The 14,562-nt window shown below is 64.6% G+C and carries 17 protein-coding genes; 13 read left to right on the top strand and 4 right to left on the bottom strand.

All coding sequences use genetic code 11. The features are described 5' to 3' along the window. Window positions 1-48 precede the first annotated feature (48 nt). The 9 genes from FEZ63_RS09565 (at window position 49) to FEZ63_RS09525 (ending at window position 5,764) form a co-directional block, all read left to right on the top strand. Complete coding sequence (locus tag FEZ63_RS09565; protein WP_244622722.1) at window positions 49-672, top strand: class I SAM-dependent methyltransferase; 624 nt, start codon at window positions 49-51, stop codon at window positions 670-672. A gap of 8 nt (window positions 673-680) precedes the next feature. Beyond that, on the top strand, window positions 681-1,412 hold the full coding sequence (gene pyrF / locus FEZ63_RS09560; RefSeq protein ID WP_244622721.1) for an orotidine-5'-phosphate decarboxylase: 732 nt from the start codon (window positions 681-683) through the stop codon (window positions 1,410-1,412). A gap of 52 nt (window positions 1,413-1,464) precedes the next feature. Further along, on the top strand, window positions 1,465-1,755 hold the full coding sequence (locus FEZ63_RS09555; RefSeq protein WP_150943683.1) for a DUF1330 domain-containing protein: 291 nt from the start codon (window positions 1,465-1,467) through the stop codon (window positions 1,753-1,755). Next, entirely contained in the window at window positions 1,755-2,048 is a 294-nt protein-coding gene (locus tag FEZ63_RS09550) for a DUF1330 domain-containing protein (protein ID WP_150943680.1), read from the top strand. The genes FEZ63_RS09555 and FEZ63_RS09550 overlap by 1 nt, the downstream gene beginning before the upstream one ends. Before the next feature lie 51 nt (window positions 2,049-2,099). Beyond that, entirely contained in the window at window positions 2,100-2,897 is a 798-nt protein-coding gene (gene dapB / locus FEZ63_RS09545; RefSeq protein WP_150944164.1) for a 4-hydroxy-tetrahydrodipicolinate reductase, read from the top strand. A gap of 122 nt (window positions 2,898-3,019) precedes the next feature. Then, window positions 3,020-3,640: a 2,3-bisphosphoglycerate-dependent phosphoglycerate mutase gene (locus FEZ63_RS09540; protein ID WP_150943678.1), complete on the top strand. Its 621-nt coding sequence runs from the start codon at window positions 3,020-3,022 to the stop codon at window positions 3,638-3,640. Beyond that, on the top strand, window positions 3,637-4,155 hold the full coding sequence (locus FEZ63_RS09535) for a GNAT family N-acetyltransferase (protein WP_150943676.1): 519 nt from the start codon (window positions 3,637-3,639) through the stop codon (window positions 4,153-4,155). The genes FEZ63_RS09540 and FEZ63_RS09535 overlap by 4 nt, the downstream gene beginning before the upstream one ends. 5 nt (window positions 4,156-4,160) lie before the next feature. Further along, window positions 4,161-4,778 (top strand): alpha-ketoglutarate-dependent dioxygenase AlkB family protein, encoded by a 618-nt coding sequence (locus FEZ63_RS09530; RefSeq protein WP_150943673.1) that lies wholly within the window; start codon window positions 4,161-4,163, stop codon window positions 4,776-4,778. 47 nt (window positions 4,779-4,825) lie between these two features. Beyond that, on the top strand, window positions 4,826-5,764 hold the full coding sequence (locus tag FEZ63_RS09525) for a hypothetical protein (protein WP_150943671.1): 939 nt from the start codon (window positions 4,826-4,828) through the stop codon (window positions 5,762-5,764). Between the two features lie 3 nt (window positions 5,765-5,767). On the opposite strand, the gene FEZ63_RS09520 is transcribed toward FEZ63_RS09525, so the two are convergent. The 3 genes from FEZ63_RS09520 to FEZ63_RS09510 form a co-directional block, all read right to left on the bottom strand. Then, complete coding sequence (locus FEZ63_RS09520) at window positions 5,768-6,433, bottom strand: trimeric intracellular cation channel family protein (protein WP_201274143.1); 666 nt, start codon at window positions 6,431-6,433, stop codon at window positions 5,768-5,770. Next, window positions 6,405-7,007 carry a nucleotide exchange factor GrpE gene (gene grpE, locus FEZ63_RS09515; protein WP_150943667.1) on the bottom strand — a complete coding sequence of 201 codons (603 nt, stop codon included), beginning with the start codon at window positions 7,005-7,007 and terminating at the stop codon, window positions 6,405-6,407. Before grpE ends, FEZ63_RS09520 begins: the two co-directional genes overlap by 29 nt. Window positions 7,008-7,072: 65 nt before the next feature. Then, window positions 7,073-9,820, bottom strand: a complete 2,748-nt coding sequence (locus tag FEZ63_RS09510) for a [protein-PII] uridylyltransferase (RefSeq protein WP_150943665.1) — start codon at window positions 9,818-9,820, stop codon at window positions 7,073-7,075. 262 nt (window positions 9,821-10,082) lie between these two features. On the opposite strand from FEZ63_RS09510, the gene FEZ63_RS09505 reads away from it, so the two are divergent. The 4 genes from FEZ63_RS09505 to FEZ63_RS09490 are packed head-to-tail and all read left to right on the top strand — an operon-like array spanning window position 10,083 to window position 13,230. Next, a complete protein-coding gene (locus FEZ63_RS09505) occupies window positions 10,083-11,042 on the top strand; it encodes an aliphatic sulfonate ABC transporter substrate-binding protein (RefSeq protein WP_201274126.1) in 960 nt (319 codons plus the stop codon). A 20-nt stretch (window positions 11,043-11,062) separates the two neighbouring features. Continuing rightward, window positions 11,063-11,917: an ABC transporter permease gene (locus tag FEZ63_RS09500; RefSeq protein WP_150943663.1), complete on the top strand. Its 855-nt coding sequence runs from the start codon at window positions 11,063-11,065 to the stop codon at window positions 11,915-11,917. After that, the gene (locus FEZ63_RS09495) at window positions 11,917-12,705 is read left to right on the top strand and encodes an ABC transporter ATP-binding protein (protein ID WP_150943661.1); all 789 of its coding nucleotides are present in this window, start codon (window positions 11,917-11,919) and stop codon (window positions 12,703-12,705) included. The genes FEZ63_RS09500 and FEZ63_RS09495 overlap by 1 nt, the downstream gene beginning before the upstream one ends. Window positions 12,706-12,720: 15 nt before the next feature. After that, window positions 12,721-13,230, top strand: a complete 510-nt coding sequence (locus tag FEZ63_RS09490) for an OsmC family protein (RefSeq protein ID WP_150943658.1) — start codon at window positions 12,721-12,723, stop codon at window positions 13,228-13,230. A 9-nt stretch (window positions 13,231-13,239) separates the two neighbouring features. Here FEZ63_RS09490 and FEZ63_RS09485 read toward each other — a convergent pair whose 3' ends face one another. Continuing rightward, complete coding sequence (locus FEZ63_RS09485) at window positions 13,240-14,484, bottom strand: penicillin-binding protein activator (protein WP_150944160.1); 1,245 nt, start codon at window positions 14,482-14,484, stop codon at window positions 13,240-13,242. Between the last annotated feature and the right edge of the window lie 78 nt (window positions 14,485-14,562).

Below are 14,562 nucleotides of genomic sequence, written 5' to 3'. Positions count from 1 at the left end.
TGAGTTCTAAAGAACCTTCGTGATCCGCCGCTCAAGGGGTCTGTTCCAGTGCTTCAGTCGTTTCAACGGCCCAGCCATCGAAAATTGGCCCTCGGCAAGGATCGCTTTCAGGACGAGGCTCGCTTCCTGCGTCTGTGGCTCGAGCGTCCGCTTGCCATCGGCGCCGTCATGCCGTCCAGCAAGGCCCTGGCGCGCACGATGGCGTCCTACGTCGACCCGCGGATTCCCGGTCCCGTGGTCGAGTTGGGACCCGGCACCGGCCCGGTTACCGACGCGCTGATCAGGCGCGGAGTTGCCCAGGATCGCTTGATCCTCGTCGAATTCAACCCGGAATTCTGCCAGCTGCTGAAGCGCCGTTTCCCCAAGGCGACGATCATCCAGGGCGACGCCTACGACCTCGCCGAAACCCTGTCCGGCATCCTGCAGGAACCCGCCGCCGCGACCGTGTCGAGCCTGCCGCTTTTTACCAAGCCGATGGATCACCGCCTCGAGCTGCTGGAAGCGGCCCAGGCCGTGATGCATCCCGAGGCCCCCTTCATTCAATTCACCTACGCGGTCGTGCCGCCGATCCCGGCGCGCTCCGGATCCCATCGGGCACGCGGCTCGAACCGCGTCTGGCGCAATCTGCCGCCTGCCCGCGTCTGGGTTTACAACAAAGTCAAAAACGCATGAGGTCTGCAATGTCCCTTTCCGTTGATCACCCTCCGGCAAAGGACATTCGCCACAAGCTCATCATCGGGCTCGATATCCCCTCGGTCGAAGAAGCACGGTCGGTTATCCGGCGGATCGGCGATGCCGGCGCGTTCTACAAGATCGGTTATCAGCTCGCCTACGCGGGCGGCTTCGATCTCGTCCGCGAGTTGGTCGACGACGGCAAGAAGGTGTTTCTCGACCTGAAGCTTCACGACATCGGCAACACGGTCGAAGAAGGCGTTCGCTCGATCTCGCGCCTCGGCGCCACTTTCCTGACGGTCCATGCCTACCCTCAGACGATGCGGGCGGCGGTTGCGGGCAAAGCCGGATCGTCGCTCAAGATCCTCGCCGTCACGGTGCTCACCTCCTACGACGATCAGGACCTGATCGAGGCCGGCTACGCCGCCGGATCCACCGCCGACCTCGTCGCAAAGCGGGCGGGCCAAGCGCGCGAGATCGGCATCGACGGCATCGTGTGCGCGGCTCCGGAGGCGCGCCGGATGCGCGGTATCCTGGGGCGCGAGCAATTGATCGTGACGCCCGGCATCCGCCCGTCAGGCTCTCCCGCCGGCGACCAGAAGCGCATCCTCACGCCGGCTGATGCCATTCATGCCGGGGCAGATCACCTTGTGGTCGGACGCCCGATCATCGGGGCGACAGATCCGAGAGCGGCGGCGCAGGCCATCATGGACGAAATTTCTGCCGCCTCCGAGGCTTGACGAGCGGTTCTCGCTGGCGTTCGGTGCCTCACCCCGTTTCAAGGAGCCGACCATGCCGAAAGCCTATGTGATCGCCCGCGTCACTGTCACCGATCCGGAGGCTTATGCGGAATATGCAAAAGGCGCCACGGCGGCGATCCGGCAATATCACGGGCGACCGCTGGTGCGCGGTGGCGCCTTCGAGGCGCTGGAAGGCGATGCGCGGCCCCGCAATGTCGTGATCGAGTTCGACTCGATGGAACAGGCCCGCCGCTACTATCATTCGCCCGAATATCAGGCCGCCAAGGCCAAGCGCGACGGCGCCTGCATGGCGGAATTCGTCCTTGTCGAGGGAGCCGAGTGATGAAGAAGGGCTACTGGATCGGTCGCGTCGATGTGGCTAACCCCGAGGCCTATCAGGATTATGTGAATTCGAATGGCCCCGCCTTCGCCAAGTTCGGCGGGCGCTTCATCGTTCGCGGCGGTCAGTTCCGGGCCGTAGAAGGCGAGAGCCGCAGCCGCAACATCGTGCTGGAATTCCCATCCTATGAGGCAGCCCTCGCCTGCTGGGATTCGCCCGAATATCAGGCCGTCAAAAAGAAACGCGACGGCCATGCCACCGCCGAAATCATCGTCATCGAAGGCCACGAGGGCTGATGCCGGCCTTTCCCTCCGATCGTCATTGAGGAGATCAGGATCATGAGCGAGATGCGTCTCGTCGTCGTCGGCGCCGCAGGGCGCATGGGGCGTATTCTGATCAGGACCATCGCCGAGACCGAGGGCTGTCGCCTTGTCGGTGCGATCGAGCGAAGCGGGTCGGAAGCGCTGGAGCACGATGCCGGATTGCTCGCCGGCATCGGTTTGCTCGAGGTCAACGTGACCGACGATCCTCTGCCGGTCTTTGCCGATGCGGATGGCGTGCTCGATTTCACCGCACCTGCGGCTACGGTCGCGTTCGCGGCGCTCGCCGCACAGGCGCGCATCGTCCACGTGGTCGGCACCACGGGCTTGCAGGCGGATGATTTTACCCGGCTCGAAGCGGCCGCGCGCCATGCCCGCATCGTCCAATCGGGCAACATGTCGGTCGGCGTCAATCTGCTCGCGGGCCTTGTCCGCAAGGCGGCCGCGACCCTGGGCGAGGAATTCGACATCGAGATCGCCGAGATGCACCACCGCATGAAGGTGGACGCGCCATCGGGCACCGCGCTTCTTCTAGGCGAGGCCGCCGCCGCCGGTCGCCAGATCTCATTGGCAGACCGCTCGGTGCGATCCCGCGACGGACACACGGGAGCGCGCCAGAGCGGCGATATCGGGTTCGCATCCTTGCGTGGCGGCACGGTGGTGGGCGAACACACCGTGATGTTTGCCGGGCCGGGCGAGCGGATCGAATTGACCCACCGGGCCGAAGACCGAACCCTTTTTGCGCGCGGCGCTGTGAAAGCAGCGCTTTGGGCGTTCGACAAGAAGCCTGGTTATTACACGATGGCTGATGTGTTGGGGTTTTAGGCGAATGGCGAGTGGCGAATGGTGAGTGGTAAGAACATTCGGCCACCCGCTTTCCCTCTTCCATTCGCCACTCGCCATTCGCTACTCACCATTCATCCCCCCTTTTCCGGAGCCCTCCCATTATGAACCGCCTGCTCGTCCTCGTCCGTCACGGCCAGAGTGATTGGAACCTCAAGAACCTGTTCACGGGCTGGAAGGACCCCGACCTGACCGAGCTCGGCGTCGAGGAGGCTGTCGAGGCCGGCCGGCGCTTGAAGGCTCTCGGCCTACAATTCGATGTCGCGTTCACGTCGAACCTCGTGCGGGCGCAACGCACCTGCACATTGCTGCTGCGGGAAATCGGCCAGCCCGGCATCGAGACCTTTGAGGATGAAGCCCTGAACGAGCGCGATTACGGCGAACTGGCCGGACTGAACAAGGATGACGCCCGCGCCCGCTGGGGCGAGGATCAGGTCCATATCTGGCGCCGTTCCTATGACGTCCAGCCCCCGGGCGGCGAAAGCCTGAAAGACACCGTGGCGCGCGTGCTGCCCTATTACATGCGCGAGATCCTGCCGCGGGTGATGCGCGGCGAGCGCGTGTTGGTGGCAGCGCACGGCAATTCCCTGCGCGCGCTCGTCATGGTGCTCGATGGACTGACGCCGGAGACGATCCCATCGATGGAGCTGGCGACCGGCATTCCGCTCGTCTACCGGCTGAAGGCCGATACCACCGTCGAGGACAAGAAGGTCCTGGCCGCATGAGCGAGATTCGCATTCTCGACGCCGCAACGGCCGAACGCGAACGTGGCCGGCTGGCTGAAATTCTGGCCGATTGCGTCAATGGCGGCGCCTCGGTGAGCTTCATGTGGCCGTTCACGGTCGCGGATGCCGAAGCCTGGTGGGGCGGGACGCTCGAAGCGGTCGCATCAGGCAAGAGTATTCTGTTCGGCGGCTATGTGGACGGGACATTGTCCGGAACCGTACAGCTCTCTCTCGACGGTCCGTGCAACCAGCGCCATCGTGGCGATGTCCGGAAGCTGCTGGTGCATCGATCGGCGCGCAAGCGCGGCGTCGCCGCTGCGCTCATGACGGCTCTCGAGGCAGCCGCCCGTGAGCGCAAACTGTCGCTCCTTACCCTCGATACCGGCACCGGCACGCCGGCGGAGCGCCTCTACGCGCGGCTCGGGTGGACGAAAGCCGGCATCATTCCGGGGTACGCGCTCAATCCGGACGGCACGATTTGCGACACGACGATTTTCTGGAAGGCGCTCGGCTGACCTCGATGAGTCTCACCCTTGCTCCCGGCGTCACCTATTACCCGGCTTATCTCGACCGGCCCGCCCAGGAGGACCTGCTCGCGGCTATCCGCGAGATCACCCGGGCGGCGCCACTCTACACCCCGCGGATGCCCAAGACCGGCAAGCCGTTTTCGGTCAGAATGACCAATTGCGGACCGCTCGGCTGGGTCTCCGACGAAACCGGCTATCGCTACCAGCCGACCCATCCGGAGACCGGCGCGCCGTGGCCGGAAATGCCAGCGATGCTTCGCGCCGCCTGGGATGAATTGAGCGGCTATCCGCATCCGCCCGATGCCTGCCTGATCAATTTCTACGAGCCGGGTGCCAGGATGGGACTGCACCAGGACAAGGACGAGGAGGAATTCGCCGCCCCCGTCGTGTCCCTGTCGCTTGGCGACACGGCGCTGTTTCGTTATGGGGGGCTCGATCGCAAGGACCCGACCCGCTCCGTCCGCCTGCGCTCCGGAGACGCGATCGTGTTCGGCGGGCCCGCCCGGCTGATCCACCATGGGATCGACCGATTGATCGCCGGCAGCTCGGACCTGTTGCCGCAAGGGGGGCGGCTCAATCTCACCTTGCGCAAGGTCGGACGCGCGCTCTAAGTCTAGATCGCGACTGTTTTTGGAGCGAGACCGTATTGGAGACCGTGATGAGAGGCCTGCTGGTCGCCGCCTTTGGCTGTATTTTCTCTGTGCAGGCGGCATTGGCGGCCGAGCCGGTGTTTCCGCCGGCCTCGCGCGTCGGCATCGTGCCGCTCGACGACATGGTGATGTCGAAGCGCTTCAGTGGCTTCGAGAATTCCGAGAAGGCCACCGCCATCACGTTCGCCGAAATGCCGCCCGAGGCCTACGACCAATTGGTCGCCGGCCTGACCAAGGACGCGCTGAAGCGCCAGGGTCTCGCTGTGACGGCACGGGAAAACCTGAAAGTCGGTGCCTCGTCCGGTCTCCTGATCTCCGGCGCCATGACGGGGCCCATCAAGGGGCGAAAATGGGTCCTCGCCGTCAAGGGCGCGGACATGACGGCCCTCCTCATCGCCCAGGTGCAGGGCGGCAACGACGGCTATAGCGAGCAGGAGATGCGCAAGGCGCTCACCAGCGTCGCGCTTCGCGGACCGGTCTCGCTCGACGAACAGATCTCGGCCCTGCCGTTCCGGATCGGCGATCGTGCCGGTTTCCGCCCGGTCCGCGTCCTCTCGGGCAACTCCGTGCTGCTGACCGATGGGCCACTCGACACGGTGAAAGCGGTTGAACAGCCGGTGGTGATCCTCGCCGTCTCGCTCGCTCCCCCGCCTCCCACCACCGACCAGCGCGAACGGTTTGCGCGCGCGGCCCTTGTCTCCAACCAGAGCATCAAGGAGGTCGCGGTCGAGCGTGCGGAATCGTTCCGGTTCAAGGGCCAGGATTGGCATGAAACCGTCGCCAAGGCAGTTGATACCGCGTCCGGCGAACCCATCATCGTGATGCAGACGATCCGTTTCGAAGCCGATCGCTATGTGAGGATGGTGGGGATTGCCCGAGTGGCGCAGCGCGCCGAGACATTGCCGCGCTTTCGCAACGTCATCGACAGCATCGATATGGCGCTCTGACGATCAATCCCGACGCGGAAATGCCGGCAACGACCATCCCCGCAGGAGGGCCAGGGCCCTGAGGGCGAATGCAGCCGCAAATCCCGCGACGCCGCAGGTCACGGGATCGAGCCTGAACGCCTGGAGGCCGACCATCACGCCCGCCCCCAAAGCCGCCGCCGTCACGTAGATCTCCTGACGCAGGACCAGCGGCGTCGTTCCGGCCAGCATGTCACGAATGATACCGCCGAATGTGGCGGTGACCGTGCCGAGCGCGATCGCCGAGATGGCCGGAACACCGGCAGCCAGCGCCTTGCCTGTGCCGATCACGGCAAACAGGGCGAGCCCCAATGCGTCGGCCCAGAGCAAGGCGCGGCCGCGCTTTCCGCCATCGAAAATGCCGACCCTGCGGGGGCCGAGGCAGAAGATCACGCCGGCGACGACGAGGCAGACAATCACATCGCTCGGATCGCCGACCCAGAAGACCGGGCGGGTACCCAGCAATAGATCCCGCAATGTCCCACCCCCGACGCCGGTCACGGCGGCCAGCAGCGCGAAGCCGAACGGGTCCATGCCTTTCCGGGCCGCCACCAGGGCACCCGAAAGGGCAAACACCGCCACCCCAACGGTTTCGGCGCTGAGGGGGCCGAGGAGGTTCACGCTAGGTGGCGGAAGATGCGTTGTCGGCACCCTGCGGCTCGCCGCCGTTGGTCTTCGGGCCGCCCTTCGCGACGCCGACCAGAGCCGGGCGCAGGACCCGGTCGCCGATGACGTAGCCGGACTGGACGACCTGGACGACGGTTCCGCTCGGCACATCCGCGTTCGGCACCTCGAACATGGCTTGATGGACATGCGGGTCGAATTTCTGTCCCAGCGGATCGAGCTTCTTGACCCCATGCCGCTCAAGGGTCTTCTGGAGGTCCCGCTCGGTCAGGTCGATACCCTCGAGGAGCGCCTTGAAGGCGCCCTCGGCGCTCTCGCGGGCCTCCTCCGGCACGTTTTCGATGCCCCGCCGCACGTTATCAGCCACGTTCAACATATCGCGGGCAAAGTTCGCGACCGCGTAGGCCCGCGCATCGGCGACCTCGCGTTCGGTCCGACGGCGCAGGTTTTCCATGTCGGCCATCAGACGCAGGAATTTGTCCTTCAGCTCGTTCCTCTCGGCCTCGAGCGTCACCACCGGATCCACGGCGGTGTCGGCGGCTTCGGAGGTGGAATCGGCTTGCGGGGCCGCGTTTTGGTGTTCCGTGTCGTTCGGTTTCATCGGCTATCAACTGAAATCGAGGGAAAAAGGGGTCAGGCCACATATCAGGTCCTGACGCCCACAAATCAAGCGCTACGGCGATGGGGGATTTCCCTTTCGTCCGTCTTGAAGACCTCCAGCAGGGCGCGCCGGATCGCCGCCTGGCGCCCCGCATGGGTGACTTTGGTGCCTGTCAGATCCGTCACATAGAACACGTCCACCGCCTTCTCGCCGAAGGTCACGATGTGGGCGGACGCAATGTTGAGGTTAAGCTTGCCGAGCGCGGTGGTGAGGTCGTAGAGCAGGCCCGGCCGGTCCAGGCCGGAAATCTCGATCACCGTCTGGCGGTTCGAGAGGGAATTGTCGATCGTCACCTCGGGCGGCACATGGAACGGCTTGACGCGAGCCTGGGCGGGCCGTTTGCCGTCGACGAGATCGGCGATCTTGACCTCGCCCTTTAGCGCCCGCTCGATGGCGTTCGCAACCCGTCCTGCGCGCCGCATTTCGTCCTCGTCCCGATCGAAAGCCCGCGACAGCACGATCGTGTCGAGCGCCATCCCGTCCGTCGTGGTGAAGATCTGCGCGTCCACGATGTTGCCGCCGGCTGCGGCGCAAGCTCCGGTGACAATCGCCAGCAGACGCGGGTGGTCGGGCGACAACACCGTGAGTTCCGTCACGCCCCGGAACTGATGCGTCTCGTATGTGGTCGTGACGGTGCGCCCTGCCTTCTCAGCTTCGTTGACGAAGCGCGCCTGCTTCACGCGGCGGGTGATGTCGGTCTTCAGCCAGTACCCGGGGGCATGACGCGCCGCATAGGCGTCGAATTGTTCGGCCGTCCAATCGGAGAGCTCGCTGCGCAACTCCTCCTGCGCCAGCCGCACCCGCTCGGAGCGCGCGATATCGGCCGCGCCTCCGCCAAGGACGATCTCGGTCTCATGGTAGAGATTGCGCAGCAACTGGCCTTTCCACCCCGTCCACACACCGGGCCCGACGGCTTTGATATCGGCAATGGTCAGAAGAAGAAGAAGCTTCAGCCGCTCCATGGTCTGCACCACGTCGGCGAAAGCCCTGATGGTTGCGGGGTCCGACAGGTCGCGGCTCTGGGCGGTGTTGGACATCAGGAGATGATGCTCGACGAGCCACGCGACGGTTTCAGTCTCGGCATCCGTCAATCCAAAACGCGGACCGACCTTGCGGGCAATCGCGGCGCCGGCCTGCGAGTGATCCTGCGGCCGTCCCTTAGCGATGTCGTGCAGGAACATGGCGACAAACAGCGCACGCCTATTGCGGATGGTTCCGACGATCTGGTGGGCGAGCGGGTGATCGCTTCCGAGCCTTCCGGCTTCGATGTCGTTGAGCACGCCGACCGAGCGCAGCAGGTGCTCGTCCACCGTATAATGATGATACATGTTGAACTGCATCATCGCCACGATACGGCCGAATTCGGGGACGAAGCGTCCCAGCACCCCGGCCTCGTTCATCAACCGCAGCACGACCTCCGGCGAATTCCGCGAGCTGAGGATGTCGAGGAACATCTTGTTGGCTTCGGCATCCTTGCGCAATGTCGGGCCGATCAGCGACAGCGATCGCGTTGCCAGGCGGGTGGCATCCGGGTTGATCGGCAGATTGTGTTTGTCGGCGAGCCAGAACAGCCGGATCAGATTGACCGGATCGCGTTCGAACGCATCCTCGTCCAGCACATTGATGCGGTTGTTGTCGATCATGAAATCATCCACCGCGAAGGCCCCGCCGCGCTTGCGCCGAAACCGGCCGAAGACGCGGTTGAGGACCGGAAGACGCTTGGTCTGACGGGCCTCGAGTTCGGCGCAGACGATCGCGGTGAGATCGCCCACGTCCTTGGCGATCCGGAAATATGCCTTCATGAAGCGTTCGACACCCGACAACCCGCCGCGCGCCTTGAAACCGATCCGCTCCGCGATTCGGCGTTGCAGATCGAACGTCAGCCTCTCCTCCGCGCGGCCGGTGACGAAATGGAGATGGCAGCGCACGCGCCACAGAAATTCCTCGCAGCGCGCGAAAAGCTGAAACTCGTCGTGAGTGAAGAGCCCTGCGCGGACGAGTTCTGCCGGCTCGCGGACACGGTAGACGTATTTGGCGATCCAGAAGAGGGTATTGAGATCGCGCAAGCCACCCTTGCCGTCCTTCACATTGGGCTCGACGAGATAGCGGGAGGCACCGGCCTTCGCGACGCGCGCATCGCGCTCCTTGAGCTTCGCATCGACGAAAGCGGGCGCGGAGGTCGCGACCAGCTCGCGATCGAAACGCTCAACGAGGTTGTCATAGAGCGACTCGTCGCCGAACAGAAAGCGCGACTCGAGCAACGATGTGCGGATCGTCATGTCGGCGGCCTCGCGCATACAATCCTCGACGGAGCGCGTTGCGTGGCCGACCTTGAGTTTGAGATCCCACAGAACGTAGAGCATCGCCTCGACGACGCTCTCGCTCCAGGCCGTCTGCTTGTAGGGCAGCAGAAACAGCAGATCCACATCCGAACCCGGCGCGAGCGTGCCACGTCCGTAGCCGCCGGTCGCCACCACCGCCAGGCGCTCGCCGGAGGAAGGATTGTTGGCGGTGTAGAGATGGCCGACGACCCCGTCGTAGATCATGCGCACGACCTGGTCCATGTCGCGACAAAGGGCGCGGGCGCAGGCGAGGCCGTCCTGCTCCGCCAGCAGCCGTTCTTCGGCGGCGGCATGACCCTCGGTGAGGAAGCGCCGCAATTCGGGCACGAGACGCGTCCGCAGGTCTGCGATGTCCCGCACTGGAGCATCTTGGAGAGAGGACAGGACGGCATCGAGATCGTTGATCGACATGGAGAACCCGGGTTTCCGCAGGTTACGCCTTAGCATTTCGCGGTCGCCAAGCCCATGCGGCGATCAAGCTGAGACGGCGGCTGAACGTGGTGCGTTCTTTTTAAAAGGCCTGTTTGACAAAAGAAACGGCACGTCCTACAAAAAGGACACGCGCCGATTTGAGCATGCAGCTTGCGGGCGCGAAACAAGTGCAGCTAAAGCGCCGGGCAGTCATGGCCAACCAAGGCCAGAGCTCCCAAGCGCGGAACCCAGGATCTCGATCATGAGCCTCTCCCGCCGTCTCCTCCTCGCAGCCACCCTCGCCACCGGTTTCGTCACTGCCGCCTCGGCGCAGCCGAAAGAAGTGCGAATCGACTACGCCACCTACAACCCCGTCAGCCTCGTCCTCAAGGACAAGGGTTTCCTCGAGAAAGAACTCGCCAAGGATGGTATCACCGTGCGGTGGGTGCAGTCGCTCGGCTCCAACAAGGCGCTCGAATTTCTCAATGCCGGGTCGATCGATTTCGGTTCGACCGCGGGCGCCGCAGCCCTGATCGGCAAGATTAACGGCAACCCGATCAAATCGATCTATGTCTATTCGCGCCCCGAATGGACCGCACTGGTCACGGCCAAGGATTCGGGCATCACCAAGGTCGAGGACCTGAAGGGAAAGCGCGTCGCCGTCACGCGCGGCACCGATCCGCACATCTTCCTCGTGCGCGCTCTCCAGGAAGCGAAGCTGACCGAGAAGGACGTCAAGCTCGTCCTGCTGCAGCACCCGGACGGACGCACCGCTCTCGAGCGCGGCGACGTGGATGCGTGGGCCGGCCTCGATCCGCTGATGGCAGCTGCCGAGGTCGAAAGCGGCGCGAAACTGTTCTACCGGAATGCGCCGGCGAACACCTGGGGCGTGCTCAACGTCAGCGAAGCCTTTGCCAAGGACAACCCGGCCCTCGTGCAGAAGGTGCTCAAGGCCTATGAGGAAGCGCGCGCCTATTCGCTCGCCAATCCGGCGGAGTTGAAGAAGGCTCTCGTCACCTACACGAAACTGCCCGAACCGGTCATCGATCGCCAGCTCGAGCGCACCGAACTGACGCATTCGACCATCGGAAAGGCGCAGGCCGACACCATCCTCGCGGCGGGGCTTGCCTTGCAGCAAGCCGGCGTCATCACGCCTGAGACCAACGTGAAGACCGCGGTCGACGATCTGATCGACAGCCGCTTCGCCACCGCGTCTCGCTAACGGACACACGGGAGAGCGCCGTGACAGGCAAAGCCACAAGCCAAGCCTGGTCCTCCCTTGAGGAAGCCGCCGCTCTCGCGGCCCCTCCACCTGCCGGGAAGCGGCGCGCCCTGGATTGGCGCGTCCTTCTCGGCTTCTTGTTGCCGGTCCTCATCGCTCTCGTGTGGGAAGCGGCCGTCCGTTTCGGCTTCGTGCAGGGACGCCTGGTGCCGCCGCCGAGCCGCATCATCGAGACGCTGACGAATCTCGCCGCAACCGGCGAGTTGTGGATTCACGTCTGGGCCACCCTGTGGCGCGTCTCCGTCGGGTTTTTCCTCGGCGCATCGGCCGGCATCGTGTTCGGCGCCATCTCCGGATCGTCGGAGACGGCCCGTCGCCTGCTCGATCCGACCCTGCAGGCCCTGCGCGCCATCCCGTCCATCGCATGGGTGCCGCTGTTCATTCTCTGGCTCGGCATTTTCGAGGCCTCCAAAGTGGCGCTCATTGCCATCGGGGTGTTCTTCCCAGTCTATCTCGGCATCACCGGCGCAATTCTGTCCGTCGACCGCAAGCTGATTGAAGTCGGCCGCGTCTTCCGCCTCTCGCGGGCGAAAATGGCGCGGCGCATCCTGCTGCCGGCGGTGCTGCCGGAGGCGCTGATCTCCCTGCGCTCCGGTCTTGGCCTCGGCTTCATGTTCGTGGTCGCGGCCGAAATCATGGGGGCGTCGGAAGGATTGGGCTATCTGCTCGTCGATGGCCAGCAAATGGGCAGGCCCGATCACATCCTCGCGGCGATCATCGCCTTCGCGGTACTCGGCAAGCTCGCCGACAGCCTGCTTGTGGGCGTCACGAAACCGCTGGTGCGTTGGCAGGATACGGCGCGAGGAACCTTGTGATGCTGAGCCTCGAGCACATTTCCAAAACCTATGCGGACGGCACCCGCGCGCTCGCCGACATCAACCTGGCGGTCCGCGAAAGCGAGGTCGTTGCGCTTGTCGGCGGCTCCGGTTGCGGCAAGACCACGTTGCTCCGCCTGATCGCCGGCCTCGACCATGCCAGCAACGGCCGGATCCGCCTTGATGACGAAACCATCACCGAGCCGCATCCGGCGATCGGCATCGTGTTCCAGGAGCCGCGCCTGCTGCCCTGGCTGAGCGTCGCCGACAATGTGGGATTTGGCCTCGACCATGCGGAGCCGGGCGAACGCGCAGCGCGTGTGGGTCACGCGCTGGAGAAGATCGGATTGTCCGAGCACGCGCAGCGCTGGCCGCGCGACCTTTCGGGCGGTCAGCAGCAGCGTGTGGCGATCGCCCGTGCGTTCGTCGCCAATCCCAAGGTGCTGCTGCTCGACGAGCCTTTCTCGGCCCTCGATGCGTTCACACGGGCGAGCCTGCATGGCCATCTGCTCGGTCTCTGGGACGAAACCCGCCCGACCGTCGTGATGGTCACTCATGACGTGCAGGAGGCCGTGACGCTGGCTGACCGCGCCATCGTCATGCAGCCGAAGCCCGGCCGGATTTTCGACGAGCTCCCTTTGAGCATCGCGCGCCCACGCGACCGCACGTCCCTGCCGTTCGAGAGCGCTGTGCGGCGGGTGATGAGCGCTCTGGACCAGTCGCTCAACACCGTGCAAACATCGCCCCAACGCGAGCGCGACCGGGAGGCGGCCGGGCTTTGGTGGTAGATTCAGGAACGCATCATGGAATCGAATGAATTGCGCGCGCTGCAGGCGCCGCTGAAGGATCAGTACCGTGCGGCGCCGGAATCAGCGGTGATCACGTTGAAGGCGCAGGGCACGCTCGACGATCAGCACATCGCCTGCAAGGTCGAGACCGGCCGCGCCATCGCGATCGCGGGCTTGCATCCGGCAACCGGCGGAACCGGTGCCGAACTCTGCTCCGGCGACATGCTGCTGGAAGCCCTCGTCGCCTGTGCGGGGGTCACGTTGAAAGCCGTGGCGACGGCGCTTGAGATCGAACTTCGTCACGGGGTCGTCAAGGCCGAGGGCGATCTCGATTTTCGCGGAACGCTCGGCGTCGACAAGGCAGCGCCTGTCGGCTTCAGGGCCATCCGCCTCAATTTCGAGGTCGACACCGATGCGCCGCAGGAGAAGGTCGATCAGTTGCTCAAACTGGCTGAGCGCTACTGCGTCGTCTATCAAACGCTGAACCATCGCCCCGAATTGAGCAGCACGCTTTCACGCACCTGATTGCAATGTTCAGGTTCCGCTAAGCGAGCGCGGCGCCGCGCTGATGGTCGCGGCTGCTCCCGTGCGAACTTCCTGCACCGATAACGCCCGCTCGTTGGTGCCGTCCGCCTTGAACCGGAACACGCCATCGGCGCCCGCGAAACCCGCCGGATTGGTGATCACACTGTCGGAAAAGCGCTGCGAACCCTGCACGCGCGTGAGCGCTGCTGCGAGCGTCACCGCATCATACGACAAGGTCGCAAGCCGGATGGGGTCGCTGTTGAAGCGCCCGCGATAGCGCGCCGCGAAGGCGTTGAAGCCCCGGTTGTCGGGAGTTGCAAACCATGCGCCCTGCAAAGCCAGCACATCGAAGACGCGCGGCTCGTTCCACAGGCCGGTGCCAAGCAGCTTCACCTTCTGCGGATCGAAGGCGACGCTCTGGAGTGCCTGCGCCACCACCGGCAGACCATCGGCGTTGTCCGGCACGAAAAGCGAATCCGCTTGCGGCGCGCCGCCGCCGATCGCCTGTCGCAGCCGCTGCACCGCGGCCTGCGGTTGTCCGACCGGATAATGCTCGATGGCGACGACACGAAGGCCGTTCTGCGCCGCCGCCTCGCGAAACTGCGCCTCGGCAACGCTGCCATAGGTCGATTCCGGCACCAGCGCGGCGATCGAACGGCGGCCTTGCGAGGCCGCATAGGAGACGATGCGGTCGACCTCGGCTTGTACGAGGAAACTCAGCAGATACACACCGCGTGTCGCAACGCTCGCATCGGTCGAAAACGCGATGACGGGTTTGCCGGCTTGTCGTGCGACCTGACCGGCCGTCCGGACGGAACCCGCGAAGAGGGGCCCGATAATGAGTTCGGCGCCCTCGTTGATGGCCTCGCTCGCCGCCTGCCGCGCACCCTCGGGCGTGCCGTGGTCGTCTTTGACCAGAACGGTGATTTCGGCATTCGGAATTTCGCTCAATGCCAGATCTGCGGCGTTGCGCATGCTCTGCGCGGCCACCGCACCCTGTCCCTGTCCGGACAAGGGGACGATCAGTGCCACCCGCACCGGACCGTTGCCGATGGTCGCTCCACCAGCAGGGAGAGATCCGGCGACCGGAGCCGGCGGTGTCTCGGGAAAGGCCGCTCCTTCCCCCACCCGTCCCGGCGGCACCAGACTGCCCGATCCGACGCAACCGGCGAGCAGCAGGGTGGCAAGAAGCGCAATCCGTGATCCGGGGCCCTTCAGGCCTCTCGCAAGCCGCGCAGCATGGGGAAAACGCATCATTATCAAGCCCGTGGCGGAAGCATCATCTCAAAATCGCCTCCATGCTAGAAAGAAAAGGTAAACATTGTTTCCAAC

This window comes from Microvirga brassicacearum (genome assembly GCF_008757455.1).
Taxonomy (GTDB): domain Bacteria; phylum Pseudomonadota; class Alphaproteobacteria; order Rhizobiales; family Beijerinckiaceae; genus Microvirga; species Microvirga brassicacearum.
The sequence above is the reverse complement of the archived record's forward strand: the minus strand, read 5'-3'. Positions and strand labels throughout refer to the sequence as shown.